Below are 25,572 nucleotides of genomic sequence, written 5' to 3' on the forward strand. Positions count from 1 at the left end.
GCGTTGAGCTTGAGGCTGCCATAGGCACCGGCCAGCGCGCTGCCCACGGTCCCATTGGTCGCGCCGAAGGCCACCGCCGACACCACCTTGGTGTCGCCCGCATCCGGTTCGACGTCGTTGTTCAGCACGTTGCCCGTCGGGTTGGTGCCCGGCGTGCCGTTGTTCACGCCGCCGGCTTCCACCGCCGTCATGGTGTCGGCCGTGGCCACCGGCGCGTCGTTGGCACCGTGAATGACCACCTTCAGCGTGTTGCTGCTGGTGGCACCGGCGGCGTCGTGCACCGTGTAGGTGAAGGTGTCCGTGAGCGTGTCGCTGCCGGTGCGCAGCGCCTGTACCGCCGCATTGAGGTTATTGACCGTGTATGCGTAGTGGCCGTTCTCGTCGATCGTCAGGCTGCCGTAGGCGCCGGCCAACGCGCTGCCCGCTGCGGCGTTGGTGGCACCAAAGGAGACGCCGGAGACGGCGACAGTGTCGTTCGCATCCACGTCGTGGACGTACGGCAGCACGCTGCCTTCGGGGTTGTTGCCGGGTGTGCCGTTGTTCGTCCCGCCAGCTTCCACTGCCGTGTCGACGACGATGGCGCTGGCCACCGGCGCATCGTTGGCACCCTGGATGACGACGTTGATGGTGGCGGTGCTGACGAGCCCCGCGGCATCCTCCATCTGGTATTCAAAGGAGTCGGTCAGCGTCTGGCCCGGGCGCAGTGCGGCGATCGCCAGCGCCGCCGCCTGCTCTGCCGGATCGCCGCCGGGGGCGTAGGCGTTGTAGGTGTAGTGGCCGTCGCTCGAGATCTGGATCATCCCGTACTGGCCTGCCTGCACGAGCGGCGAATTCTGCATGACCTGGGTGAAGCCGCCCTGATAGGCGCCCGGGCGGACGCCGACGAGTGTCTTGCTGTCGTTGCTGTCGACGTCGGTGTCGTTGGCGAGCACGTCGCCTTCGGCGGCGTAGACGCCAGCGCTACGCGCGGCATTCACTGCGTCGTTCACCGCCACCGGCGCATCGTTGGCGCCGTGGACCACCACCGTCAGCGTGTTGGTGCCGGTCGCACCGTCCTCGTCGGCCACCTGGTAGGTGAAGGTCTCGGTGAGTGTGTCGGCACCCGTGCGCAGCGCCTGCACGCGCCCGTCTTCGTTGTTGACGATGTACTGGTAGCTGCCGCTGCTGGTGAGGTGCAGCGTGCCGTACTTGGTCGACATGTCCGCGACCGAGCCCGGGCCCGGGCCCGGGCCCAGCGTCTGGTGCAGAGAGCTCCAGCTCCCGTTCGAGAGCTGCACGGGCAGCCACACGTCGGTCAGCCGCAGCGCGTCGCCCTCCGGGTTCGGGCCGCCGATCAGGGTGCCGGAAGGGTCGGTGCCGGGGGCGCTGTTGTTCACGCCGCCGGCCTCCAGGGCGTCGGCGGTGACGGCCACGGGCGTCGGCGCGTCGTTCGCACCCTGGATGGTCACCGTCAGCGTGCTGGTGCTGGTGGCGCCTGCCGCATCACGCATCGTGTAGCTGAAGGTGTCGGTGAGCGTATTGCCCGTGCGCAGCGCCTGCACGCTGACGTTGCTGTTGTCCACCATGTAGGTGTAGCCGCCGTCGGCGTCGAGCTTGAGGCTGCCGTAGGCGCCGGCCAGCGCGCTGCCCACCGTGCCGCTGGTCGCGCCGAAGGACACTGCCGACACCACCTTGGTATCGCCCGCGTCCGGGTCGACGTCGTTGGTCAGCACGTAACCCGTCGGGTTGGTGCCAGGGGTGCCATTGTTCACGCCGCCGGCTTCGATCGCCGTGACGGTGTCGGCCACCGCCACGGGGGCTTCGTTGACATTGGCCACGCGCACCTTGATGGTCTGGTCCGTGGGCAGGCCGCCGCCGTCGGTGACGCGCACGACCAGTTCGTGGCTGGTGTTCGCCTCGTAGTTCAGTACCGCGCCACCGGCCACGCTGACCACGCCGGTGGTGGCGTCGATCGTGAAGCGGCCGCCGGCGTTGTTGACCAGGCTGTAGGTGAAGGTCTCGCCCGCATCCACGTCAGCACCGCGCACCGTGCCCACCACGGCGCCCGCAGCCGCGTTCTCCGCCACGGCAGTGGACAGCTGCGAGTTCAGCAGCCCCACTTCGTTGCCGGTGAGCCCCTTGTTCAGGTTGGCGTTGATCTGCGCGGCGCTCAGCGCGGAATCCCACACGTGGTAGTCCGACACGCTGCCTTTGAAGTAGCCATAGCTGCCGCCGCCGATGATGGTGGACGGATGCAGGTTGGCGATCGTGCTTTGCAGCCCCGTCTGCACCGCCACGCCGTTGATGTACAGCGTGGGGGTCTTGTCGTTGAACACCACCGCGACCTGCGTCTCGGCGTTGACGGCGCCCGCCCAGGTCAGCAGCGGCGCCAGGATGTAGTCAGTGTGCTGGTACACCGAGATGCCGTTGGTGCCGACCGAGACGCCGATGCCGGCGTCGTTGGCGCTGCCCCAGGTCACCCGCCCCTGCGGCGCCCAGATGGCGTAATGCTGGCCGCTGGCGCCCACCGAGCCGGTGGTGCTCTGCGATTTCAGCGTGATGGTCTCGGTCGGGTTGACCTTGAACTCCATCGTGAAGTTGCTGGACGCGCCAAGGTTCTGGTGCGGGTCCACGACGGCAGCGGCCGTGCCGCTGAACCACTGGCCCAGGCTGGCGGAGACCGGCGCATCGTTGGCGCCCTGGACGGTCACCGTCAGCGTGCTGGTGCTGGTGGCGCCTGCCGCATCACGCGTCGTGTAGCTGAAGGTCTCGGTGAGCGTGTTCCCACTGGTGCGCTGCGCCTGCACGGTGGCGTTGCTGTTGTTCACCGTGTAGGCGTAGCTGCCGTCGGCGTTGAGCTTGAGGCTGCCATAGGCACCGGCCAGCGCGCTGCCCACGGTCCCATTGGTCGCGCCGAAGGCCACCGCCGACACGGTCTTGGTGTCGCCCGCGTCCAGGTCGGTGTCGTTGGCCAGCACGTTGCCCGTCGGGTTGGTGCCCGGCGTGCCGTTGTTCACGCCACCGGCTTCCACCGCTGTCGTGGTGTCGGCCGTGGCCACCGGGGCGTCGTTGGTGCCGGTGATCGTGATCGTCACGAGCTGCGTGGTGCCGTCCCAAGAGGTCGCAGCGAAGGTGTCGGTCAGCGTCTGTCCGGCACGCAGGCTTTGAATGGCCGTCTGTGCGTTGCTCGCGGTATAGGTCCACGCGCCATCGGTGCCGACCGTGTAGGCGCCATAGGTGCTCTCCCCCGCCGTCTGCGCGATGAAGGAGGACTGTTGGAAATCGACATCCGCGATGTTCAGCTTGCCGCTGGCACTGATGTTGCCCGCGCTCACCGCCGTGTCTTCGGTGACCGCTCCGGTGCTCGTGCCCGTGATGACCGGCGTGTCGTTGGCGCCCTGGATGGTCACCGTCAGCGTGGTGGTGCTCGAGGCACCGGCGGTGTCGCTGACGGTGTAGGTGAAGGTCTCGGTGAGGGTGTTGGCGCTGGAGCCCAGCGCCTGCACGGTGGCGTTGTTGTTGTCCACCGTGTAGATGTAGCTGCCGTTGGCACCGAGCACGAGGCTGCCGTAGGCGCCGGCCAGCGCGCTGCCCACCGTGCCACTGGTCGTGCCGAAGGCCACCGCCGTCACGGTCTTGGTGTCGCCCGCGTCCACGTCGGTGTCGTTGGCCAGCACGTTGCCGCCGGGGTTGGTGCCCGGCGTGCCGTTGTTGATGCCGCCCGCTTCCACCGCCGTGGCCGTATCGGCCACGGCCACCACGGCATCGTTGGCGCCGTGGATCACGACGGTCACGCTGGCCGTGCTGGTGGCGCCTGCCGTGTCGCGCATCGTGTAGTCGTAGGTCGCCGTCAGCGTGTCGTCGTAGCTGCGCAGCGCCTGGACAGCTGCATTGCTGTTGTTGACGATGAAGGTGAAGACGCCGGACACGATCTGGGCCGACCCGTAGGACGAGATGTTGCCGGACCAGCCGGTGATCTCCTTGCCGTCGGGGTCGTCCCCATCGGTGTCCACGTCGGTGTCGTTGCTCAGTATGTTCACTACCGCGACCTGCGTGCCGCCCGTGCCGTTGTTCACTCCTCCTGCCTCGGTGACGTGCAGAGTGTCGGCCACCGCCACGGGCGCGTCGTTGGCACCCCGGATGGTCACCGTCAGCGTGTTGGTGCTGGTGGCGCCAGCGTTGTCGCGCATCGTGTAGCTGAAGGTCTCAGTCAGCGTGTTCGCGCTGGTGCGCAGCCCCTGCACGGTGGCGTTGTTGTTATCCACCGTGTAGGTGTAGCTTCCGTCGGCATTGAGCTTGAGGCTGCCGTAGGCGCCGGCCAGCGCAAGGCCCACCGTGCCGCTGGTGGCGCCGAAGGACACTGCCGATACCGTCTTGGTGTCGCCCGCGTCCGGTTCGACGTCGTTGGTCAGCACGTTGCCTGTCGGGTCGGTGCCCGCGGTGCCATTGTTCACCCCACCCGCTTCCACCGCCGTGGCCGTATCGGCAACAGCCCATGGCGCGTTGTCGATGTTGATGGTCGTCGTGGCGTGGGACAGCAGGGTGCCGGACGCGTTCTGGGTATCGAAGGCGATCGTCCGCGTGGGCGCCGTGACGCCCTCGGCACCGGCCGCCGGCGTGCTGTTGTAGAACAGCACGGATTGCAGGGCCGCCTGCCACATGAGGTCGGTGATCGTCACTGACGGCGACGCGCGCTGGATGTACACGTCCCCCTGTACAGGCCCCGTCCACGACGTCGCTCCGCTGGGAATGCCCGCGCCGGACAGCACCAGCCCCGAGGGCAGAGCGCCGATCTGCAGGCCGTCTCCAGCCGCCCAGTTGCCGCTGATGCGGATCCGATCGATTCCGTCCGTGTTCGAGGTGGAACTGCCCGCGCCCACCACCACGCTCGCGGGCACGACCACGATGGCCGCGGTATCGTCGATGTAGGACGTCACGGCGTTGGTGCCTGTTGCGGTACCGTTCAGATCGAGTGACATGGAGTCTCCTGTGTTTCGTTGATTCGATTGGCGATCGCCCATTGCGAAGCAGCACAAGCTGGACGCTCAGACGGAAGGACTGATCACAGTGGGGACGGGCGATGTGCCCCGACGGTTCTCGCGAGGCAATGTAGGCCCTGCTGAATTACCCGCGAGTTACAGCTTCAGCGATTCGGATGATCTCTGTTGCAGCCAATGCCTGCGGCCGGCCAGGGCTCAGGACAAGGCGGGGCCGTTCGGCTGCAGGAAGCCAAGATCCTCGGCCAGGCAACGGGTATCGGGGCTGACATCGCGGCCCAGAACGATCGCCAGGGTGTCGCGGCAGAACCGGTAGTGGCTGAAGGCCGTGGCCATGTCGCCCTGCGCGGTCGCGCAACGCATGAGTCCGCGGTATGCGGTTTCGCTCAGCGGCTCCGGATCGAGCATGCGGCGATAGATCCGCGATGCGCCCGACCAATCGCCATGCGCTTCCAGCTGCTCGGCGAGAAGCGATGCGGCGGCCATGAACCGCATGAAGACCTTCCGCTGGACGGCCAGGACCCAGGAGAGCGAGTCGGCACAGAACATGCCGCCGCGGTACAGGCGCAAGAGGTGGTCGACCTTCGAACGCACATGTGACACCAAGGTGTGCTCACGTCGATCGACGATGCGATCGCACAGATTCTGCAATGCCTGGAGGTCGGTCCACACGAGTTCGCTGTTCAGCATGACCATGCCGTTTCGGACCATGACCGCCTCGTCGCTGCCGAGCAGCTTTCGAAGCCGATGAATCGCAACGCGCAATGCCCCTTCGGGCGCTTCACTCGTTCCCCAGAGCTGGCGCGCGACGAACTGCTGCGACTTTCCCTGTGGTCCGGCCGCGGCAAGCACGCAGAGCAGCTCCCATACTCTTTGCTGCATCTTGCCGGCGACCTGCACTCGTTCGCCGCCCAGGTAGACCTCCGGGGTTCCGAGCACGTGCGCTCGGATGGACCACGGCCATGCCGGGGACGTGTCGTCGGGGGCACGAAGCCCTTGTCGCGCGACGATCTCGCGCAACCAGGGCCCGTTTGCTCCCGCAAGGACTCCAAGCCCGACCAGGGTGGCCGCGACCTTGGGTGCATACGGAAACAGCGCCAACTGGCCGCGCGCTGCGTGGCGCATGAGCGGTGCCTGCACCGCCTCCACGGCTTCGGCTTCGCGGCCGCTTGCTGCCAGTTCCCACCCTCGCAGAAGCAGCGCGGCATCGACAAGAACCGCGTTCCCGATCCCAAGCACGTCGAACGTCGCGCCATCGAGCCAGGCCCGGGCCAGCGAGTGCATGCCCGCCTCTGCGCAGACGGAGGCCACCGCGATCCGATAGTCGACCGGGCCGAAGACTGAAGTGCCGAGGCTTTGACGATCGACGGAAACCTCGAGCGCCGCGGCCCGACGCGTGACTTGATCCGGAGCCTGCCCGAGGAACAGGGCCTTGAGTCCTGCCAGATTCGCCCGACGCAGATCATCCAGCCGGTGGGACGGATGCAGCAGTGCGGCAGCCGTGGGCGGCCACACCGTGCTTCCGCGCGCCATGAGTACTGCGGCCAGCAGGTTCTGCACGCGCGCCACGCCCGATCGGGCGTGCAAGGCAGCCGCAGACCGCAGCGCCTGGCGCAGCAGGGCTTCCGCAGCGGAAAGAGCGCCGCTGTGCCGCACGTGCCAGTCCGCCGACGCGACACACCAATCGATGGTCGCCAGGCTCGCTTCGAGGTTGTGCAACTGCGCATCGAGTTCGGCGACGATCTCGGATTCGGAGGCGCCATCGCTCGCCAATACCCCGCAATCCAGGGCCGCTGCGCCCAGGCGGAGCCTGATCGGTGAAGTCTTTTCCGACAGCGCCGTGCGGACCTGCTGCTGCAGTTCCCTTCGGCCTTTCGCGTCTGTCAGCCACGCACGCCCCCTCGCCAATGCCGGCGCCGCACATGTTTCTATCTCCAGGAGCGCACATCGGGCGAGCGCCTGGGCGACGAGTTCGCCGCGCGATGCGAACTCCTGGGCAACGGCAGCGAGGCACCGCCTGCTGCGCTCCGGATCGGTGACAGCCGCGCTTCTCGCGCAGTGGTAGAGGAACCAGGCGTGCAGCTTCGCCGCATTGGGCATTCGCTCACACAGCTCGAGCCAGGCAGCCGCCTGTGCGCAGACCTCCTCGTGATCGAAGACGTGCGCGATCGGTTCCGGCACGTCGATGGCGGCGAGCAGATCCCATGCTTCCCGTCCAGAACCTTCAGGCCCCTGCGCCAGTTGCCGCCTGGCAAGTTCGATCAAGCTCGAATGCAATTCAAGAGTTGCACCTGAACCTGGCTTGCTCATCGTCGCGGCGTGACTGTTGTTGCTGCTGAAGATGCTCCGAACACTAGTCAGCGTTCTCGTTGTGCAGCAAGTGCACCCTGTCGACGAAGCTGGTGCCGCGGGTGACGCCGCCGTCAACGTCCTCCGGCTCGACGTCGATGCCGAAAGCCGGGGGAGGACGGAGGGGCGGGTGAGCAATCATTGTGTCGTGAGTGTGAAAGCCTGCCTGACGACTCTAGAAGAACGGCTTGGCGAGCCATCGAAGGCAGACACAATTGATCAGATTCCCCGTGCCCACGCCCCCTCACGCGCGCGGCGAAAGCGCCCCCGTGCTTTGCCGCTTGACAAGTGCTCAACACATTTCATGCCGAGCGACACGCTCTTTACCGATGGTTGACGATGTGATGGCGGATCGCTCCGCGTCGCAGGCTCCGGCGATCGCGCCTGCCGAGGCCGTGTGATCGGCGCGTTCCCTACGCGTCGATCGGCAGCACGATCTTTCGCCGCTTCTTGATCACCACCACCGTCGACGGCGATGGCCTGGAGGCATTGGCGACCGGCGCTTCGGGCGGCCGCGCGCCCTTCGCCGCCAGCAGCGCGAACTCCACGCGGCTCTTGCTCAGCGGCTCCACGACATCCCCATTGACCTGCGCATAGCTGCCATCGGCCAATCTCACCAGCGCACCGATCTGCAGGCCGCGCTGGATGGTTCCCAGCATCTGCATGCCCTCTCTCTCATAGGCAAAGGAGGTCCATCGAAGGCCGATGACGATGCGATAGGTTTTTTTCTGTCTCATAAAGCGATGGGCGAGACCTTGCGACAGGCCGGAGCGGAATTTCAGCGGATATCCACCGATTGTCCCAGCAGCGGATGTCGCAGCCGGGACAGCCTGGTCATGGATGCGGCCTCCCGGTCGCCGGCAGGCGGCGCCGGCCTGCAGGCACGCACTTTCATCGCGATGTTGATCGCGCTACATTGCTTCTCGCCATCCGTGCGACCGGGAGCCCCCCCGCCTCCTCCACCCAGCCATCCCGAACGGAAGGGAGAGCCATGATCCATGTCCTCAAAGTGAACGGCAGGGAGCACCGCGTCGACGTCGACGACGACACGCCCCTGCTGTGGGCCCTGCGCGATCAACTCCAGCTCACGGGCACCAAGTTCGGCTGCGGCATCGCCCAATGCGGTGCATGCACCGTGCACCTGGAAGGCCAGCCCCTGCGCTCCTGCGCCATCCCGATCGCCGCGGTCGGCAAGCGCGCCATCACCACCATCGAGGGCCTCACGGGCCGCGAGGCCAAGGCGGTGCAGGCCGCCTGGGTGGCACGCGACGTGCCGCAGTGCGGCTACTGCCAGTCGGGCCAGGTCATGAGCGCGGTGGCGCTGCTGCGGCAGGTCAGGAAGCCGACCGACCGCGACATCGACCTGGCGATGAACGGCAACATCTGCCGATGTGCGACCTACGACCGCATCCGTGCCGCGATCCACGACGCGGCGCGCGCCCTGGGGGCCTGAGCGATGGCACACGCAGCAACAGACTCCACCACGCTCTCGCGCCGCACCGTTCTGCAGGGCACCGCCGGCCTGGTCATCGGCGTCTGGCTCGCGCCGCTTGCGGGCAACGCGCTGGCCGCCACCAAGGCCCGGGCGGCCGCCGCGAGCCCGGCCGCCTTCGCGCCGAACGCCTTCGTGCGGGTCGGCACCGACAGCACGGTCACCGTGCTGATCAAGCACATCGAGTTCGGCCAGGGTCCTTTCACCGGGCTGACCACGCTGGTGGCCGAGGAGATGGATGCCGACTGGTCGCAGATGCGCGCCGAGCACGCGCCGGCCGACGCGAAGCTCTACAACAACCTGGCCTTCGGGCCTTTCCAGGGCACGGGCGGTTCGACCGCGATCTCCAACTCCTTCGACCAGATGCGCCAGGCGGGGGCCATGGCGCGTGCGCTGCTGGTGCAGGCCGCCGCAGACAAATGGAAGGTGCCGGCGCAGAGCATCACGGTCGAGCGCGGCGTGATCCGCCATGCCGCCTCGGGCAGGCAAGGCCGCTTCGGCGAATTCGCCCTCCCGGCCTCGAAGCTGCCGGCACCGGCCGACGTGCGGCTGAAAGACCCATCCCAGTTCCGCCTCATCGGGCGCGAAGGGGCGGTGCGCAAGCTCGACGTGCCGGCCAAGACCAATGGCAAGGCCCAGTTCACCATCGACATCCACGAGCCCCGGATGCTGACCGTGGTGGTCGCGCACCCGCCGCTCTTCGGCGCCAAGGTGGCCTCCTTCGATGCCATCGAGGCCATGACCGTCAAGGGCGTGGTGGCCATCAAGCAGGTGCCGACCGGCGTCGCGGTCTACGCGGAGAGCACCTGGCCGGCCATCAAGGGCCGCAGCAAGCTGCGCATCACCTGGGACGACTCGGCCGCCGAGAAGCGCGGCACGGAGCAGCTCTTCGCCGAGTACCGCACGGCCGCGCGCACGCCCGGCGCGGTCGCCGCCACGCACGGCAATCTCGATGCGGCCTTCGCCTCGGCCGACAAGGTGGTCGAGGCCGAATACGCTTTTCCCTACCTCGCGCATTCGCCGATGGAGCCGCTGGACGGCTTCCTGCGCTGGAACGACCAGGGCGCCCTCGCCCGCTTCGGCTCGCAGATCCAGACACTGGACCAGGCCACGATCGCCGGCGTGCTCGGCCTCAAGCCCGAGCAGGTGCGGATCGAGACCATGCTCGCCGGCGGCAGCTTCGGCCGCCGCGGCGAGATGACCGCCGACTTCGCGACCGAGCTGGCCCAGGTGGCCAAGGCCTTCGGGCCCGAGCGGCCCGTCAAGCTGATGTGGACCCGCGACGACGACGTGCAGGGCGGGCGCTACCGCCCGCTCTTCGTGCACCGCCTGCGCGGTGCGCTGCGCGGCGGCAAGGTGGTCGCGTGGTCCGACACCATCGTGGGCCAGTCCTTCATCCAGGGCACGCTGTTCGAGCAGATGCTCTTCAAGGACGGCATCGACGCCACCATGGTCGAGGGCGCCAACGAGATCCCCTACAAGATCGACAACTTCCGCTGCGACCTGCACATCCGCAAGGTGGGCGTGCCGACGCTGTCCTGGCGCTCGGTGGGTTCCACGCACACCGGCTACGCGGTCGAATGCTTCGTCGACGAGCTGCTGCAGGCCGCGGGGCAGGACCCGGTGGAAGGCCGCCTGGCGCTCTTCGGCGAGGACCCGCGCTTCGCGGCCACGCTGCGCGCGGTGGCCGATCTTGCGAAGTGGTCGGGGCCCAGCGCGGGCAGTGGGCGGGCGCGCGGTGTGTCGATCGTCAAGTCCTTCGGCACCTATGTCGCCCACGTGGCCGAGGTCTCGATGGGCGAGAACGGCGAGCCGCGGGTGCACAAGGTGTGGTGCGCGGTGGACTGCGGGCGCGTGGTCAACCCCGACATCGTGCGCGCGCAGATGGAGGGCGGCATCGGCTTCGGCCTCGGCCACATCCTCTATGGCGAGATCCGGCTGGAGGGCGGCCGGCGCGTGCAGAGCAACTTCGACGGCTACCGTTCACTGCGCATCCACGAGATGCCGGCGATCGAGGTGCGCATCGTCGAATCGAGCGAGAAGCCCACCGGCGTGGGCGAGCCGGGCGTGCCGCCGATCGGCCCGGCCGTGGCCAATGCGCTCGCGCGGCTCGCCGGCGCCGAGCGGCCACGGCAGCTGCCGATGGTGAGGGAGGCCGCATGAGACCCGGCAAGACTCTCCTTCTGGCCGCGCTGCTGCTCGCCAGTGGCCTGGCTGCGGCACAGCCGGGCGGTGAAACGCTCAAGCCGGTCTCCGAGTTCGATCGCATCACGGACCGGCAGGAGCGCGCCATCGCTCTCTTCACCGAGGCCGGCAAGGTGCTCAACAGCCCGCGCTGCCTGAACTGCCATCCCTCCGGCGACCGGCCCACGCAGACCAATGCACTGAGCCCGCACCAGCCCTGGGTGGTGCGCGGCGCCGACGGCTTCGGCGCGGCGGCAATGCGATGCGCCACCTGTCACCAGGCGGCCAACTTCGACAGCGCGCGCATGCCGGGGCATCCGAAGTGGCATCTCGCGCCCGCCTCGATGGCATGGCAGGGCCGCACGCTCGGCCAGATCTGCGAGCAGATCAAGGACAAGTCCCGCAACGACAACATGGACATGGCCGCCCTGGTGAAGCACATGGCCGAGGACTCGCTGGTCGGCTGGGCCTGGAACCCCGGCGCCGGCCGCACGCCGGCGCCTGGGACGCAGAAGGAGTTCGGCGCGTTGATCAAGGCCTGGGCCGATGCCGGCGCGTTCTGTCCGCGCGGCTGACCCCGCGCTGGCTCAACGGTAGCGCGCGAACGCGCCGCCTTGGCCGCTCGTCGTCTTGCCGCGCCGGAAGAAGGACACCCACTCGCTGCGCTCGCGCGCCGCGTGCAGATCCTCCAGCCCGTTGACCTGCGTCACCAGGCGCAGCGCGTCTTCGCTGGGCAGCGCCTGCGAGCTGTAGAGAAAGCGCAGGCGGCAGTCGCCCATCGTGATCGCGTCGCCGTTCTTCAGCGCGTGGGACTCCACGCGATCGTCATTGACGAAGGTGCCGTTGAAGCTTGCCAGGTCCGTCAGCACGAAGCGGTCGCCGGTCCAGTGGATGCTGGCGTGGCGCCGGCTCACGCCGAGGCTGTCGATGTGCACCTCGCAGGCCGGATCGCGCCCGATCGAGGTGAACTGGCCCTTGATGTTGACCTGCCGCACGCTGCCATGCCGGGCGAGGATGATGAGTCTGGACATGTGGCTGCTTCCTGTCTTGAATTGCTCTCTGAGTGCTTTTCGGCTCAGTCGAACGATTCCTGAAGGGTCGGCAGCAAACGAGGGTATTAAATATTTCGCGATTCCTGCAGCACGCTGCGCGCCTGCTCGGGGGTCGCGCTGGGCCAGGTCTCGTAGCGCTGCGGCTGCTGTGGCGGCCGCGCCTTGTCCTGCACCTTCGCGGCCAGGCGCATCTCAGTCATCCACGCCACCACGAGCTGCGTGTAGGCCTCGCGCCAGACCCGCTTCGACATCGCGTGGTCGACGCCTTCCATCACGCGGTAGGTCATCGAGCGCACGTATTTGAAGGCGGCCAGATAGTTCTCGATGACGGGGTGCGGCACGATGGTGTCGTTCTCCGACTCGACCAGCAGCACGTCGCCGAGGAAGTCCTCGCACGCGGCCAGCGCGCGGTTCTTCTCGGGCTCGATGCTGGCCTGGCGGTACAGCGTCAGGTCGTCGCCGTTGAGGCGACGCTTCGGCTGTTCCCAGTTCTCGTCGCGGTAGATGGCCGGCACCCGCAGGCCGAGCCAGCGCACGGGGCGCAGCGAGGTCAGCACCGCGGCCAGGTAGCCGCCGTAGCTGCTGCCGATCACCGCGATGGCGTTCGGGTCCACCGCCGGATGGCCCACCAGCGTGTCGTAGGCCGCGAGCACGTCGTGCAGATTGTCCTCGCGCGTGACGGCTTCGCGCTGCGCCACGTGGCGCGCATGGCCGCGCAGGTCGAAGGTCAGGCAGATGCAGCCCAGCGCCGCGAGTTCGCGCGCGCGCGTGGCGTCCTGCTGCTGGCTGCCGTCCCAGCCGTGCACCAGCAGCACGCCGGGGACCATGGTCGAGGGTGCGATCAGCGTGCCGGCGATGTGCACGCCGTCGACGGGGATATCGATCAGTGCCTGTCGGGTGGGCATCGCAAGCTGTGAATGAATCCGGCTTGCTTCGTCAGGGCTCGACCACGGTGTACTTCGTGATCGGGCCGACGCTGGCATCCACGCCGCTGAAGTACACGCAGGCATTGGGCGGCGGCACCACGCCTTCGCCGTAGAACTCGAAGCAGGAGGCATTGACCGCCCGGCGCTCCGGCTGCTCGTCGAAGATCTCGAGCGCCGCGATCTCGGCGCCGCTGGCACCGCCGACGCGCCAGGACTGCTCCAGCACGCCGGAGCACCAGCGCCCGGCGCCATTGACGCCCTGCGCCACGTCGTAGTTGATGCGCGAGGCGAGGAAGCCGGGGAAGGCGCCCTCCACCGCACGATGGAAGATGCGCGCCTGCTCCACCGCGAGCCGCAGCTCGTCCGGGAAGCTGAGCGAGAGCAGCGCGTCGAACCCGCCGCGTGCGACCGTGAGGTCGGAACCGCCATAGACCTCGTGGCCATGGTTGTCGACCGTCAGGCGCTGCCAGCCGTAGTAGCTGGCGACGGCGTTGCCCACGTGCACCTGGCCCACGCTGTAGGTCACGGGCTCCCGGAGGTTCTCTTCCAGCACCAGGCCATGCGCGGCGATCTCTGCGGTATCCATGGCCGCAAGACTGTCCTCGAGGGCTTGCCGGTCGCGCACGACCTGCTGGCCGCGGCCCCCGGTGGCGCGCGCGGGCTTCAGGCGCACCGGCCCCAGCTCCAGCAGGCGCAGCCCCGCGCGCCGCGCGTCGTCGGCGGCGAAGGCGGAATAGCCTTCGAGCACGGTATGGGCGACCTGGCCGGCAAAGCCGTGGGACCAGCCCGCGGGCGCGGCGGCACCCGGATCGACCAGCGGATGCGTGATGGTCTTGGTCAGCACGAAGGGATGCGGCACCACGCCGCCGAACAGCGCCTGGTGGCTCTGGATCCCCAGTGTCTCCGCCCACGTGCTGCCCACCAGCGTGTCGCTGGGGACGAAGTACACCGGCGCCGCATAGCTTTGCGCGCTGTCGTACTCGCCCTGGAAACGCGCCTTCTTGAGCCGGGCCAGCCGCCACGCGATCTGGGCGCGGGTGGCGCGCTCGTGCTCGCTGGCGTAGGCATGGTGGTCCGCGGTCAGTGCGACCACGGTGCCTTCGAGGCCGGGCTCGTCGAGCACGGACCCTTCACCGGCGAGCGTCGGGGCTGCGCCGGGCAACGCGCTGAGGATGGGCGTGTCCATGGCAGCCATGCTGGGTGATCGCGCGGCGGAAATCAAACCCCTGCGGGCGGCTCGCGCACTTTTCCTACAAGGCGGGCGCCCGCAAGACGGGAAAAGCAGGAACGGCCGGCTAAAGCAGGTCCTGCAGCTTGGCCCGCAGCCGGCTGATGGCCTGGCTGTGCAGCTGGCACACGCGCGACTGGCTCACCTCCAGGATCGCGCCGATCTCGCGCAGGTTGAGTTCCTCCTCGTAGTAGAGGTTGAGCAACAGCTGGTCGCGCTCGGGCAGCTCGCCGATCGCAGCCACCAGTTGGTGGCGGAAGCCGCTTTCCATCAGCTGCGCCAGCGGGTCGTCGCTGTCTCCCACCCGCTCGCTGCGGGCGTCGCTGGCATGGCGGTCCAGGAAGGGGCTCTCGCCCTCCCCGTCCGCCGAGAAGTCTTCCACGTAGAGCAGGTGGCAGCCCTGGATCTCCTGCAGCAGGCCCTGGTAGGCGTCCAGCGTGATGTCGAGCTCCTTGGCGATCTCGCCCTCGCTGGGTGCGCGGCCCAGCCGGTGCTCCAGCGCCTGGATCGCGTGTTCCACTTTGCGCGCGGACTGGCGCAGGCCGCGCGAGCCCCAGTCGTTGGCGCGCAGCTCGTCGAGCATGGCGCCGCGGATGCGCTGGCTGGCGAAGGTCTCGAACTGCGCGCCGCGGTTGTCCTGGTAGCGGCTGGAGGCATCCAGCAGGCCGATCATGCCGGCCTGGATCAGGTCGTCGAGCTCCACGCTGGCGGGCAGCTTGGCGATCATCTGCAGCGCCATGCGGCGCACCATGGGCTGGTGCTGCTTGAGCAGATGAGACTTTTCAATCGTTCCCTGTGCGGTGTACACGGCCGTCCTTCTTTCCTTCTCGGGTACCGCGGCCTCAGCAGGCCGCGGCGGTGTTCGCGCGCCGCGCCTGCGGCGCCGATTGCAGTGCAGGTTGTGGCGCCCCCAGGCTCGCGCCCGGGCGCCAGGGCCAGTGGCCCATTTCGTCGGCGATGCGGCGGAAGTCCGCCGCCGCCGGACTGGCGGGAAAGGCCTCGACAACGGTGCGGGCCAGCCGCTGCGCGTCATGCGTGTGGGGCTCGGCCCGCACCCAGCCGGCCGGCAGCAGCGAGACCGCGAGGTAGCGGCTGCCGGCCTGGGCCAGGTTGTCCGCGACCTGCTGCGCGGCCCGGGGCTCGGCCACGCCGTTGACCAGGAAGCGCAGCTGCCGCAGCGCGTACGCGTAGTGCAGCTGCTTCACGCCCGCGTAGGTGGCTGTGATGGCCGCCGCGTGGGGCTGCATCACCAGCACCAGGTCGTCGGCGAGTTGTGCGAGACCGGAGAGCCGGCCCTCGCCGTCCAGCGCGGCGTCGACCAGGATCACGTCGCCCTGCCACAGCGTGCGCGGATCGGCACAGGCCGTCGGCGCGCGCGGCACCGCCGGCAGCACCTGGACGCCGCAGCCCGAGCGAGCGGCGGCGCCGTGCAGGGTCAGCCGCTGGCAGGCCACGTCGGCCAGCGTGCCCAATGGGTCCAGGCCCCAGTGGGCCGTGGCCGTGCCATCACCTGTGCCATGCTCGTCGAGCAGCAGCACCTCGCGTCCCTGCAGCGCGAGGGCCGCGGCCAGGTTCATCGCGGCCGTGGTGGCACCCATCCCGCGGCCCATGCTCGCGATGGCGAGCATTCGGGTGCGCGACTGCGCCAGCAGGCGGCGCAGCCCCTCGGCCTGATCCGACATCATTCCTGTCACGCTCCCAGCGCCTCCAGCAGCAGGAACAGCTTGGCCATGCCCTCGTAGAGCACGTTGCCCGAGGGCGCGCGGTCGGGCCGGATGCGCCGGCCGGTGAGCTGGCCGAGCAGCGCACGGGTGCGCCCCGCCCATTCGTCCTGCGCGTGCAGCAGGCGCCACACGGTGGTGGTGGCCTGGCCGGCGATCAGCACGCGCTTCATCATGTGCGGATCGCCCACCTCGCCGAGGCCGCCCACCAGCTGCAAGCCCTGGCGGATCAGCCGGAAGCAGGGTTCGGCCTCCGCAGCCCAGGCCTGCCACTGCGCGAGCTGCGATGCACTGACTTCGGCGCCGAGGTTCGACAGCAGGTAACCCTGGGTCAGGATCTTGCCGCTCTTCGGCTCCATCACCCGGCTGACCACGCAGCGCAGCGCGGGCAGCCCGTGCTCGCCGCGCAGCAGCACCTCGACCTGGGCCTCGGCCCGCATCGCCGACTTGCCCTTGAAGCGCACCGGGTGCGCCGCGCCGAACTCGAGCGTCAACCGGGCCAGCGTGCAGTTGCGGCCGCTCGCCGCATCGACCACCGCGGTGGAACCCGGCGCGCGCGCCAGCCAGGCCAGGCCCCGGGCCTGCACCTCGGCCAGCGTATCGATGCCGGGCAGCCGCGGCCACACGTGCACCACGGGCCTGCCGAAATCCTGCTGGGCCAGCCATTGCGGCTGGCGCATGCCGGTGCGCCGCGCCGCCTCCGTGCCGGGACGCGCGCCGGCGGTGGACAGCCACTGATTGGGCGCGGCCAGCGGCATGCCGCTGCGGTCCGACAGCAGCAGGCTGCCCTCGCAGCTGTAGGCATCGCCGCCCTCGTTCGACTTGAGGCCCACCTGGCCGCCGAGCGCCAGCACGTGGCGATCGCAGCCGGTGGCGATCTCGCTCCAGGCATGGGCCTTGAGCGACTGCATCACGGCCTTGTGCAGCACGTTCTCGTCGGCTGCCATGCGCCACAGCTCGCGCGCGGGGTCGAAGCCCAGGTCGGCGGCAGACAGCGCCTTGGCCGCCGCGGCCACCTCCTGCGCATCGTGCGCCATGGCGTGGATCAGGCGCTGGTAGCGCAGGCGCATGCGCTCGGTCTCGGCCTGCGCCTCGGCCACCTGCGTGGCGGCCTCGCCGGTGGGCTTGTCCTGCAGATCGCCCTCGCCGGGCACGAAGAGCGCGCTCGGCGCCTTGGCCTGGAACACGCTGTCGACCAGCGCCGCGCGCTCGGCCGTCATCAGGTTCTCCGGCACCTTCTGGCCGCAGGAGATGTAGTGCACCGGCAGGCGGTGGCGGATCACGGTGTCGATCAGCGCGCCGGGGTGCGTGGCCTCGTCCACCTTGGTGAAGATGCAGCCGGCCAGCCCACCGGCGCCGCTGCCCTGGCGGTAGGCATGCACCACCTCGTTGAGCGTGTCTCCATGGCTGGCGGCGTTGAGCAGCAGCAGCCGCTTCACCGGCCGCTGGCTGCTGGAGAGCATGGCGATCTGCTCGGAGACGGCGCGGTCGCGCTGGCTCATGCCCACGGTGTCGATCAGCACCATGTGCTTGTTGCGCAGGTCGTTGAGCACCAGCTGCAGGTCGGTCGCGTCCTTCACCGCATAGACCGGCACGTTCAGGATCTGGCCGTAGATGCGCAACTGCTCGTAGGCACCGATCCGGTAGCTGTCGGTGGTCACCAGCGCCAGCTTCTCGGCGCCGAAGCGCATCACGCAGCGGGCCGCGAGCTTGGCGGTGGTGGTGGTCTTGCCCACGCCGGTGGGGCCGACCAAGGCATAGACGCCGCCCTGGGCCAGCAGCGCGTCCTCGTCTTCCATCAGCGGCACGGTGCGCATCAGCTCCGAGCGCACGAAGGCCATGCCCTGGGCATAGCTCTGGTTGGCGGGCAGATGCTCCAGCATGGCCTTCGACAGGCGGGCGCTGAAGCCGGCGCCCAGCAGCGTGCGCAGCAGGCGGCCGCGCATCGGGTCACGGCGCTGGCGGTCGTTCCAGACCACGGTGGCCAACTGCTCCTCGATCATGCCGCGCATGGAGTGCAGCTCGCTGAGCACGGGGTCGGCCGGCGCGGCTGCCACCGGCGCTTCGGCAGCCGGTGCATCGGGCACGAGCGACTGGGGCACGGGCATCGGCGGCTCGGGCGCCGGCACCGGCGCGCGCATCAGCAGCGGCACCGCGGGCGCCGCCGGCCGCGGCGGCACGGCCGAGGGCATGAAAGGCATCGAGGGCACCGGCACCGGCGCCGGCATCGCGGTGGAGACCACGGTTGCGGTCGTGGGTGCGGGTGCGGGTGCGGCCTGTTCCGCGACCTGCTCCATTTCCTCCGGGGCCATGGCAACGATCTCGACGCCGTCGGCCACGACGCGGTTGGTCAGCACCATGGCTTCCGAACCCAGGGCCTCGCGGGCCAGCCGCAGCGCCTCGCGGCTGGTGGCGGCGACGAACTTGCGTGCGGCGCTGCGCACGTCGGTGATGATGTTCAAACTCTTCCTCCAATGGTGGCGGTGATCTTGATGCGGCGGGAATCAGGGATCTCGGCGTTCGAGAGCACCTTGAGCTGCGGCAGGCTGCGCCGCAGGAAGCGGGAGAGCAGCACGCGCAGCGGGTGCTGCACGACCAGCACCGGCGCCAGGCCCAGCTGCTCCTGGCGCGCCATCGCGGCCTGGGTCTGCACGAGCAGGTTGTCGGCCAGGCCCGGCTCGATGCCGCTGTTGCTGGTCATGGCCTGCTGCAGCATGCCGTCGAGCGTGCTGTCCAGGCCGAGCACCTGCATCTCGGCGTCGCCCGGGAACAGCTGCTGCACGATGGCACGGCCCAGGGCCAGGCGGGTGATCGAGGTCAGCTCGGTCGCGTCCTTGACGGTCGGCGCATGCTCGGCCATCACGTCGAGGATGGTGCGCATGTCGCGGATCGGCACCTCTTCTTCCAGCAGGTTCTGCAGCACCTTGTGCAGTGTGCTGAGCGACAGCACCTTGGGCACCAGGTCCTCGGTGAGCTTGGGTGCGGTCTTGGCGACCTGGTCGAGCAGCAGCTGCACCTCCTGGCGGCCGAGCAGCTCGGCGGCATGGGTCTGGATCAGGTGGTTCAGGTGCGTGGCCATCACCGTGCAGGCATCGACCACCGTGTAGCCGAGCACCTGCGCCTGCTGGCGCTGGCTCGCGTCGATCCACACCGCGGGCAGGCCGAAGGCCGGGTCCTGCGTCGGCGTGCCGGGCAGCGTGCCGGTGACCTGGCCGGGGTTGATTGCCATCCACTGGTTCGGGAAGGCCTCGCCGCGCCCGATCTCCACGCCCTTGAGGCTGATGATGTAGGTATTGGGCTGGATCTCGAGGTTGTCGCGGATGTGCACCACCGGCACCAGGAAGCCCAGCTCCTGCGCGATCTTCTTGCGGATGCTCTTGATGCGGCCCAGCAGCTCGCCCTGCTGCGACTGGTCCACCAGCGGGATCAGGCGGTAGCCGACCTCCATGCCCAGCGGATCGACCAGCGCCACGTCGTCCCAGCTGGCCTCCGCCGCCTCGGCGGCCGGCGCGGCGGCGGCGGCAGCGGCGGCCTGCGCGGCGGCAGCCTGCTCGGCTGCCTTCTGCGGCGCGCGCAGCAGCAGCCTGCGGCCGAACCACAGCAGGCCGCCCGCGATGAGCAGGAAGGCCAGGTTCGGCATGCCGGGGATCATGCCCATCAGGCCGATGATCGCGGCCGTGAGGAACAGCACCTGCGGGTTGGAGAAGAGCTGGCCGGTGAGCTGGCGGCCGACGTCCTCCTCGGTGGTCACGCGCGAGACGATCACGCCGGCCGCGGTGGAGATCACCAGTGCCGGGATCTGCGCCACCAGGCCGTCGCCGATGGCCAGCAGCGTGTAGGTCTTGCCGGCGGTGGAAAAGTCCAGCCCGTGCTGCAGCATGCCCACCACCAGGCCGCCGACGATGTTGATCACCATGATCAGGAGGCCCGCGATCGCGTCGCCGCGCACGAACTTGCTGGCACCGTCCATGGAGCCGTAGAAGTCGGCCTCCTGCGCCACCTCGGTGCGGCGCTTGCGGGCCACGTCCTCGCCGATCAGGCCGGCGTTGAGGTCGGCGTCGATCGCCATCTGCTTGCCGGGCATGGCGTCGAGCATGAAGCGCGCGCCGACCTCGGCGATGCGGCCCGCGCCCTTGGTGATCACCATGAAGTTGATGATCACCAGGATGATGAACACCATCACGCCGACCGCGAAGTTGCCGCCCACCAGGAAGTGGCCGAAGGCCTCGATCACCTTGCCGGCCGCGTCGGGGCCGGTGTGGCCGTGCATCAGCACCACGCGGGTGGAGGCCACGTTCAGCGACAGGCGCAGCAGGGTCGAGAACAGCAGCACCGCCGGGAAGGCCGCGAAGTCCAGCGCCTTCATGGTGTACATGCTCACCAGCAGCACCATCACCGACATCGCGATGTTGAAGGTGAACAGCAGGTCCAGCAGGAAGGCCGGCAGCGGCAGCACCATCATGCTCAGGATCATGATGATGAGAATGGGGCCGGCCAGGCCCTTCATGGCGGCCCCGGAGAAGCTCTGCGGCGGCAGCCGCAGCAAGGTGGCGATGGCGTTCATGCGCTCGTCGGGTTGTATTCAAGGGCCTCGGGAATGGGCAGCTCGCCCGGCGTGCGGGGCGCCTCGCCGCCCTCGGACTTCCAGCGCTTGAGCTGGTAGACCCAGGCCAGCACCTCGGCCACGGCGGTGTAGAGGCCGGCGGGGATCTCCTGGCCGAGCTTGGTGTTCTTGTAGAGCGCGCGGGTCAGCGGCGGCGCCTCGAGCACCGGGACCTTGTGCTCGGCCGCGAGCTCGCGGATGCGCGCGGCCACCAGGTCGGTGCCCTTGGCCACCACGCGCGGCGCGCGCATCTGGCTGTCTTCGTACTTCAGCGCCACCGCGAAGTGCGTGGGGTTGGTGACCACGATGTCGGCCTTCGGCACCTCGGACATCATGCGGCGGCGCGCCACCGCCTGCTGCTGGCGCCGGATCTGCGCCTTGATGTGCGGGTCGCCCTCGCTTTCCTTGTGCTCCTGGCGCAGATCCTCGCGCGACATGCGCAGCTTGCGGTAGTAGCTCCACAGCTGGAAGGGCACGTCCACCAGCGCGATCAGCAGCAGCGCGGCGACGATGAGCGCGCAGTTGCGCGCCACCAGCATGATCATCTGCGGCAGCGCGGCGCGTTCGGACTGGGCCATCAGCGCGTTGACCTCGTCCATGTGGCCCATGATCACCAGCCAGGCCACGCCGCCGATCAGCAGCGACTTGGCCAGCGCCTTGAACAGTTCCGCGAGCGACTGGGCGGAGAACAGGCGGCCGAGGCCGGCGATGGGGTTGAGCTTGTCGAACTTGGGGCCCAGGGCCTGCGTGGAGAACAGCCAGCCGCCGAGCATCAGCGGCGCCACCAGGGCGGCCAGCATGACCATGCCCATGTAGGGCGCCATCGCGACCAGGGCCTGCATGACCTGCAGCCCGGCCTGGGTCAGCATGAAGGAAGGGTCGAAGGCGGCCGCGCGCTCGAAGCGCAGGCCCTGGCCCAGCGCGCCGCGAAAGCTGTTGCCCAGCGATCCGGCCATGGCCCACAGGCCGCCGACCGCGGTGGCGAGCAGAACGAAGGTGACCAGCTCGCGCGAGCGGGCCACGTTGCCTTCCTCGCGCGCCTTTTCCAGGCGCCGTGGTGAGGCCGGTTCTGTTTTTTCGAGATCGCTTTCTTCAGCCATTTCTGCTCTTGGGGAGCTTCGGCGGGTATCGCCGGGTCGTGGCCGATTATTCGGCGAGGTGTCGGTCGACAATCGATCGATCAGGGGGGGGATTGCGGTCTATCTTGGGGCTTTGTTCTTGCCTTTCTGTTGTTGGTCTTGCTTTGCTGTTGTTGGGGCTTTGTTCTTGCCTTGCTGGCTGGTGTTGCGCAGGGGCGAATTCCCGGCTCCGGCATCCAACAACCACCAAGACAAAAACCAAGCGAACGGGCGCAACAACTCCCCAGACCCCGAAGCCCTCTGCCGCGCAGATCCGCAGCTCTCAGGTCGCCAGGCGCAGCGATGGAAGTGGCGTGACGCGCACCACAAGCCCGTGGACACGCCCATCAGGGTTGACCCCAAAGGGGTGGCCTCGCACAGCGACATATCCTCCGCGCCGTCACACATTTCAAAAGAAGAACGGTGAAAACCTTCGTCAGTACCGCCACGCGGGCGGCACTGTCATGGGTGTTGCTGGTGCTGCTCCTGGCATCGCACGCCCATGCGCAGCGCCCCACGCCCAACTCCTACGCATCCGACCTCAAGACGGTTCGGGCACTGCTGCAGCAGCCCGAGTCGCAGATGGATCTGGGCGCCATCAAGCTCGCGGTCGATCGGATGATCGATCCGTCCATCGATGTGGCCACCGCCACGAAGCAGATCGAGCAACTGGCTGAAGAGGTCCGGGCCACTTTTCCACCCGGCGCCTCGAATCTGGTGAAGTTCAAGGCCCTGCGCGACTACCTGTACCGCCCGCCCCTGCTCAGCGGGCGCCAGCCGTATCTCTACAACCTTCAGGACGACCGCAGCCCACGGGCCAAGCTGCTGCCGGTGTACCTGAACACGCGCCGCGGCAACTGCGTCTCCATGCCCACGCTGTTCGTCATCCTGGGCCAGAAGCTCGGCATTCCCGTGGCCCTGGCTTCCGCCCCCGAGCACCTGTACCTGAAGTTCCGGGGCGACAACGGGCAGTGGTACGGCGTCGAAGCGACCAACGGGGGCGGCTGGGCCGACGACGAGTTCCAGCGCAAGACATTCCCCTCGATCACACCTGAGTCCATTGCAAACGGCGTCTACCTGAAGCCGCTGACCCGAGAGGAAGCGGCTGTCGTCACCATCGACCCCTTGCTGGAGCACTACGAAGGCCAGAAGACCGATGAGGCCGACGAGGCGCGCATCAAGCTGGCATTGCTGCTGGTCGAGCACTACCCAAAGGACATGGTGGCGATCACCCACGCCTATCTTGGCTACAAGGGGCTGCGGCAACGGCAGTTCATCGACAAGTACCCACGGCCGGGCGATATCCCGGTGAGCTTGCGGTCGCGGTTCGAACAGTTGGACGACGGCTGGCAGTACTGGGGCAACAGGGCCAAGGCGCTGGGTTTCAAGGCACCCACCGCGGCGGAGCAAGCCGCGTACCGCGAGCGGATCAAGCGGGCGAAGGCAGGCTTGAGTCAATAACACGAACGAATTTCAAAGGAGGTGAATCGATGAGCGACTGGGTCAGGAAGTTGGTGGTTGCGGTATCGCTATGGATCGGTCTGGCGACCGGGGCGCATGCCGTGTACGCCGAGGGCAATCCGATGATGTACACAGACCCGGATGGATTGAATCCTGTTGCGGGTGCGGTCACCGGCGCTGAGATGGGTTCAGTCTTCGGACCCGCCGGCGCCGTCATCGGCGGCGCGGTCGGCGCGGGGGCGGGTGCATGGATCGGCTGGCATGTGACGGGGCCGATGTTGGCCAAGCCTCCCAAGAATGCATACGACCCGAAAGGGCCAAAGGCGCCGGGTAAGCCGGGCGAAGCCGAAGGGTTCAACGATCCCCGGGGTGGAGAAAACTGGGTTCCAAACCCTAATCCCGGGCGAGGTGGCTCAAGCCATGGCTGGCAAGACGATCGTGGGCGAGTGTGGTGCCCAACAGGGCTGGGTGGACGAGCTCACGGTGGTTCGCATTGGGATGTCCAACTACCTAACGGCAGACACGTCAACGTGCCACCAGGCCAAAACATCAACGACTTACTACGATGACAACCATTCTTGTCAACGAACCTCAGTTCTATTGCTACCAAGACGAAAAGCATTTCTTCGGGTGGCTCGAAGGACTCAAGGCTTTGAAGGAGTTCAAGCGAACGCCCGAGGGGCTGGCCCTTGCTTTCGAAAATCCAATTGACGATGCCAGTCTGGCGGATCTCATCGGCTTGTTCACCCGGTATCGGATCGACAGGAGAGACTTGAAAGCTTTCTGCAACGAAGCCAATCGGCATTGGTTTGCACACAGCCGGAAGTATTGGTATCGATCTGTGTTCGGAGGCCACCGATGAACTCGCGAGATCCCAAGCCGCCCAACTGCGACTCGGGCTTTCGCAGCAGTGCTCGGATCGGATCGGGGCGCCATCGCGCTCGCGGTCGGGGTGGCGTGTCGAGGCGACATCGGTGCCCGCAGCGTCGACTTCTGCCCCGACAGGCGTCGATCTGCCGGCGGACGGTTCCGAACGCGATATCGGCGCGCCTTTGATCGAGGCTCGGGTCAATAAGACGAACGAAATTCAAAGGAGGTGAATCGATGAGCGACTGGATCAGGAAGTTGGTGGTTGCGGTATCGCTATGGATCGGTCTGGCGACCGGGGCGCACGCCGTGTACGCCGAAGGCAATCCGATGATGTACGCTGACCCGGATGGGTTGAATCCCGTTGCGGGGGCAGTGACCGGTGCGGAGATGGGGTCTGTCTTCGGTCCAGCCGGCACCGTCATTGGTGGAGTGGTCGGCGCAGGCGCAGGCGCATGGATCGGTTGGAACATGACCTGACCGATGTTGGCCAAACCGCCTCAGAATGCCTACGATCCGAATGGGCCGAAAGCACCAGGAAAGCCTACCGAGGCTGACGGCTTCGAGGACCCCAAGACCGGCGAGAGTTGGGTGCCGAATCCCAATCCGAAACGTGGAGGTTCGAGCCACGGGTGGCTGGATGCCAAGGGCAATGTTTGGTTCCCGACGGGTCAAGGAGGTAGGGCACATGGGGGGGCGCATTGGGATGTGCAAACAGCTGGCGGTGGATACAGGAACGTGAAGCCGAAGCAGAAGCCGTGAAAAACATTCAAGTCATTGATGGCGCAGTGAACTGCGTCTACGACATCTTCTCAGCAACGGAAGACGAGTTCGATCTTGTATTTGCACATGGAACGGACATCGCCTTCATTGACGAGGTCTACGCCAAGGGTGACGCGCAGCGACTTGACGCAGCCTTCAACAACATCTGGAAGCGTCGTATAGAAAAATCCTCTGCACAAGGAATCCACGGCATCCTCTTCTACGAGCTTGAAGATAAGAAGGTGTACTACCCCACGCGCAGAGATGAGGAAGCCGTCAATCCCGACGGTTCGCGCCTGCGGTAGCGACATATGCTAAGGCGCCGGGTAAGCCGGGCGAGGCCGAGGATCTCAGAAGAGCAGGAGATGATCGTAAAGATCGCATCACGAAGCACGCCTGTCCTTCGGCAGGCGTGGAGTCCGGCTGTATTCCTCTCCTCAGCACGCGCGAAGGGGATTGAACTCCAACGCGCCATGGCGCGTCCTTCTGTGGGGGGTTGGGCGGCACGCGCACTTGGCCTGCTTGCACGTTGCGCCAGCTCACGCGCCGAATCCCCCGCGAAGCGAAGCGCGCCGTTGGTGGCCGAGCGCAGCGATGGCCCGCCCCACATCCCCTCTGTGCGTGCCGAGGAGCGCAGTGCAGCCGGCCCGCACGCCTGCCGAAGGACAGGCGTGCTTCGTAAACTGACTTGCCGCAGCTGTTTGAGCGTAGCGCCCGAAGGGCGCGCAGCGAGTTCTGCGGCGGGCCGGCTGCGCGAGCACCGCAGGTTGCCCGTAGCGAAGCGGAGGGACACGCACAGTGGGGTCGCCTTTCTTTGGTTACTTTCTTTGGCG

The 25,572-nt window shown here is 67.8% G+C and carries 20 protein-coding genes; 9 read left to right on the forward strand and 11 right to left on the reverse strand.

Going from position 1 to position 25,572, the window contains the following annotated elements; genetic code table 11:
• From A8M77_RS32565 to A8M77_RS32575, 3 genes are all read right to left on the reverse strand, one after another.
• On the reverse strand, positions 1 to 4,958 hold a 4,958-nt coding region (locus tag A8M77_RS32565; RefSeq protein ID WP_192871710.1), incomplete at its 3' end, for a beta strand repeat-containing protein.
• A gap of 216 nt (positions 4,959 to 5,174) precedes the next feature.
• A complete protein-coding gene (locus tag A8M77_RS32570) occupies positions 5,175 to 7,241 on the reverse strand; it encodes a BTAD domain-containing putative transcriptional regulator (RefSeq protein WP_158101038.1) in 2,067 nt (688 codons plus the stop codon).
• A 497-nt stretch (positions 7,242 to 7,738) separates the two neighbouring features.
• Positions 7,739 to 7,990 carry a hypothetical protein gene (locus A8M77_RS32575; protein WP_086925619.1) on the reverse strand — a complete coding sequence of 84 codons (252 nt, stop codon included), beginning with the start codon at positions 7,988 to 7,990 and terminating at the stop codon, positions 7,739 to 7,741.
• A gap of 326 nt (positions 7,991 to 8,316) precedes the next feature.
• Here A8M77_RS32575 and A8M77_RS32580 point away from each other — a divergent pair, with 326 nt between their 5' ends.
• The 3 genes from A8M77_RS32580 to A8M77_RS32590 are packed head-to-tail and all read left to right on the forward strand — an operon-like array spanning position 8,317 to position 11,576.
• Positions 8,317 to 8,778, forward strand: a complete 462-nt coding sequence (locus A8M77_RS32580) for a (2Fe-2S)-binding protein (protein WP_086925620.1) — start codon at positions 8,317 to 8,319, stop codon at positions 8,776 to 8,778.
• A gap of 3 nt (positions 8,779 to 8,781) precedes the next feature.
• Positions 8,782 to 10,980 carry a xanthine dehydrogenase family protein molybdopterin-binding subunit gene (locus A8M77_RS32585; RefSeq protein ID WP_086925621.1) on the forward strand — a complete coding sequence of 733 codons (2,199 nt, stop codon included), beginning with the start codon at positions 8,782 to 8,784 and terminating at the stop codon, positions 10,978 to 10,980.
• Complete coding sequence (locus tag A8M77_RS32590; RefSeq protein WP_086925622.1) at positions 10,977 to 11,576, forward strand: Isoquinoline 1-oxidoreductase subunit; 600 nt, start codon at positions 10,977 to 10,979, stop codon at positions 11,574 to 11,576. The genes A8M77_RS32585 and A8M77_RS32590 overlap by 4 nt, the downstream gene beginning before the upstream one ends.
• Positions 11,577 to 11,588: 12 nt before the next feature.
• On the opposite strand, the gene A8M77_RS32595 is transcribed toward A8M77_RS32590, so the two are convergent.
• The 8 genes from A8M77_RS32595 to flhB form a co-directional block, all read right to left on the reverse strand.
• The gene (locus A8M77_RS32595; protein ID WP_086925623.1) at positions 11,589 to 12,032 is read right to left on the reverse strand and encodes an FHA domain-containing protein; all 444 of its coding nucleotides are present in this window, start codon (positions 12,030 to 12,032) and stop codon (positions 11,589 to 11,591) included.
• An 86-nt stretch (positions 12,033 to 12,118) separates the two neighbouring features.
• A complete protein-coding gene (locus A8M77_RS32600) occupies positions 12,119 to 12,958 on the reverse strand; it encodes an alpha/beta hydrolase family protein (protein ID WP_086925624.1) in 840 nt (279 codons plus the stop codon).
• Positions 12,959 to 12,989: 31 nt separating this feature from the next.
• Entirely contained in the window at positions 12,990 to 14,165 is a 1,176-nt protein-coding gene (locus tag A8M77_RS32605) for a DUF3182 family protein (protein ID WP_086925625.1), read from the reverse strand.
• 109 nt (positions 14,166 to 14,274) lie between these two features.
• The gene (locus A8M77_RS32610) at positions 14,275 to 15,015 is read right to left on the reverse strand and encodes an RNA polymerase sigma factor FliA (protein ID WP_086925626.1); all 741 of its coding nucleotides are present in this window, start codon (positions 15,013 to 15,015) and stop codon (positions 14,275 to 14,277) included.
• A 34-nt stretch (positions 15,016 to 15,049) separates the two neighbouring features.
• Positions 15,050 to 15,892 (reverse strand): MinD/ParA family ATP-binding protein, encoded by an 843-nt coding sequence (locus A8M77_RS32615; RefSeq protein ID WP_202820681.1) that lies wholly within the window; start codon positions 15,890 to 15,892, stop codon positions 15,050 to 15,052.
• 5 nt (positions 15,893 to 15,897) lie between these two features.
• Positions 15,898 to 18,390 (reverse strand): flagellar biosynthesis protein FlhF, encoded by a 2,493-nt coding sequence (gene flhF, locus A8M77_RS32620; protein ID WP_086925628.1) that lies wholly within the window; start codon positions 18,388 to 18,390, stop codon positions 15,898 to 15,900.
• Positions 18,387 to 20,492, reverse strand: a complete 2,106-nt coding sequence (gene flhA / locus A8M77_RS32625) for a flagellar biosynthesis protein FlhA (protein ID WP_086925629.1) — start codon at positions 20,490 to 20,492, stop codon at positions 18,387 to 18,389. The genes flhF and flhA overlap by 4 nt, the downstream gene beginning before the upstream one ends.
• The gene (gene flhB, locus A8M77_RS32630) at positions 20,489 to 21,631 is read right to left on the reverse strand and encodes a flagellar biosynthesis protein FlhB (RefSeq protein ID WP_086925630.1); all 1,143 of its coding nucleotides are present in this window, start codon (positions 21,629 to 21,631) and stop codon (positions 20,489 to 20,491) included. Before flhB ends, flhA begins: the two co-directional genes overlap by 4 nt.
• Positions 21,632 to 22,072: 441 nt before the next feature.
• Here flhB and A8M77_RS32635 point away from each other — a divergent pair, with 441 nt between their 5' ends.
• The 6 genes from A8M77_RS32635 (at position 22,073) to A8M77_RS32655 (ending at position 25,044) form a co-directional block, all read left to right on the forward strand.
• A complete protein-coding gene (locus A8M77_RS32635) occupies positions 22,073 to 23,110 on the forward strand; it encodes a transglutaminase family protein (RefSeq protein ID WP_086925631.1) in 1,038 nt (345 codons plus the stop codon).
• Positions 23,111 to 23,139: 29 nt separating this feature from the next.
• Positions 23,140 to 23,679: a polymorphic toxin type 37 domain-containing protein gene (locus tag A8M77_RS32640; protein ID WP_086925632.1), complete on the forward strand. Its 540-nt coding sequence runs from the start codon at positions 23,140 to 23,142 to the stop codon at positions 23,677 to 23,679.
• Positions 23,676 to 23,972, forward strand: a complete 297-nt coding sequence (locus A8M77_RS35805) for a hypothetical protein (RefSeq protein WP_143694862.1) — start codon at positions 23,676 to 23,678, stop codon at positions 23,970 to 23,972. Before A8M77_RS32640 ends, A8M77_RS35805 begins: the two co-directional genes overlap by 4 nt.
• A gap of 242 nt (positions 23,973 to 24,214) precedes the next feature.
• Entirely contained in the window at positions 24,215 to 24,457 is a 243-nt protein-coding gene (locus A8M77_RS32645) for a glycine zipper domain-containing protein (protein ID WP_086925633.1), read from the forward strand.
• Between the two features lie 3 nt (positions 24,458 to 24,460).
• On the forward strand, positions 24,461 to 24,739 hold the full coding sequence (locus tag A8M77_RS37555; protein WP_086925634.1) for a polymorphic toxin type 37 domain-containing protein: 279 nt from the start codon (positions 24,461 to 24,463) through the stop codon (positions 24,737 to 24,739).
• A complete protein-coding gene (locus A8M77_RS32655) occupies positions 24,736 to 25,044 on the forward strand; it encodes a hypothetical protein (RefSeq protein WP_086925635.1) in 309 nt (102 codons plus the stop codon). Before A8M77_RS37555 ends, A8M77_RS32655 begins: the two co-directional genes overlap by 4 nt.
• Positions 25,045 to 25,572 lie beyond the last annotated feature (528 nt).

This window comes from Variovorax sp. JS1663, from assembly GCF_002157355.1.
Taxonomy (GTDB): domain Bacteria; phylum Pseudomonadota; class Gammaproteobacteria; order Burkholderiales; family Burkholderiaceae_C; genus Variovorax.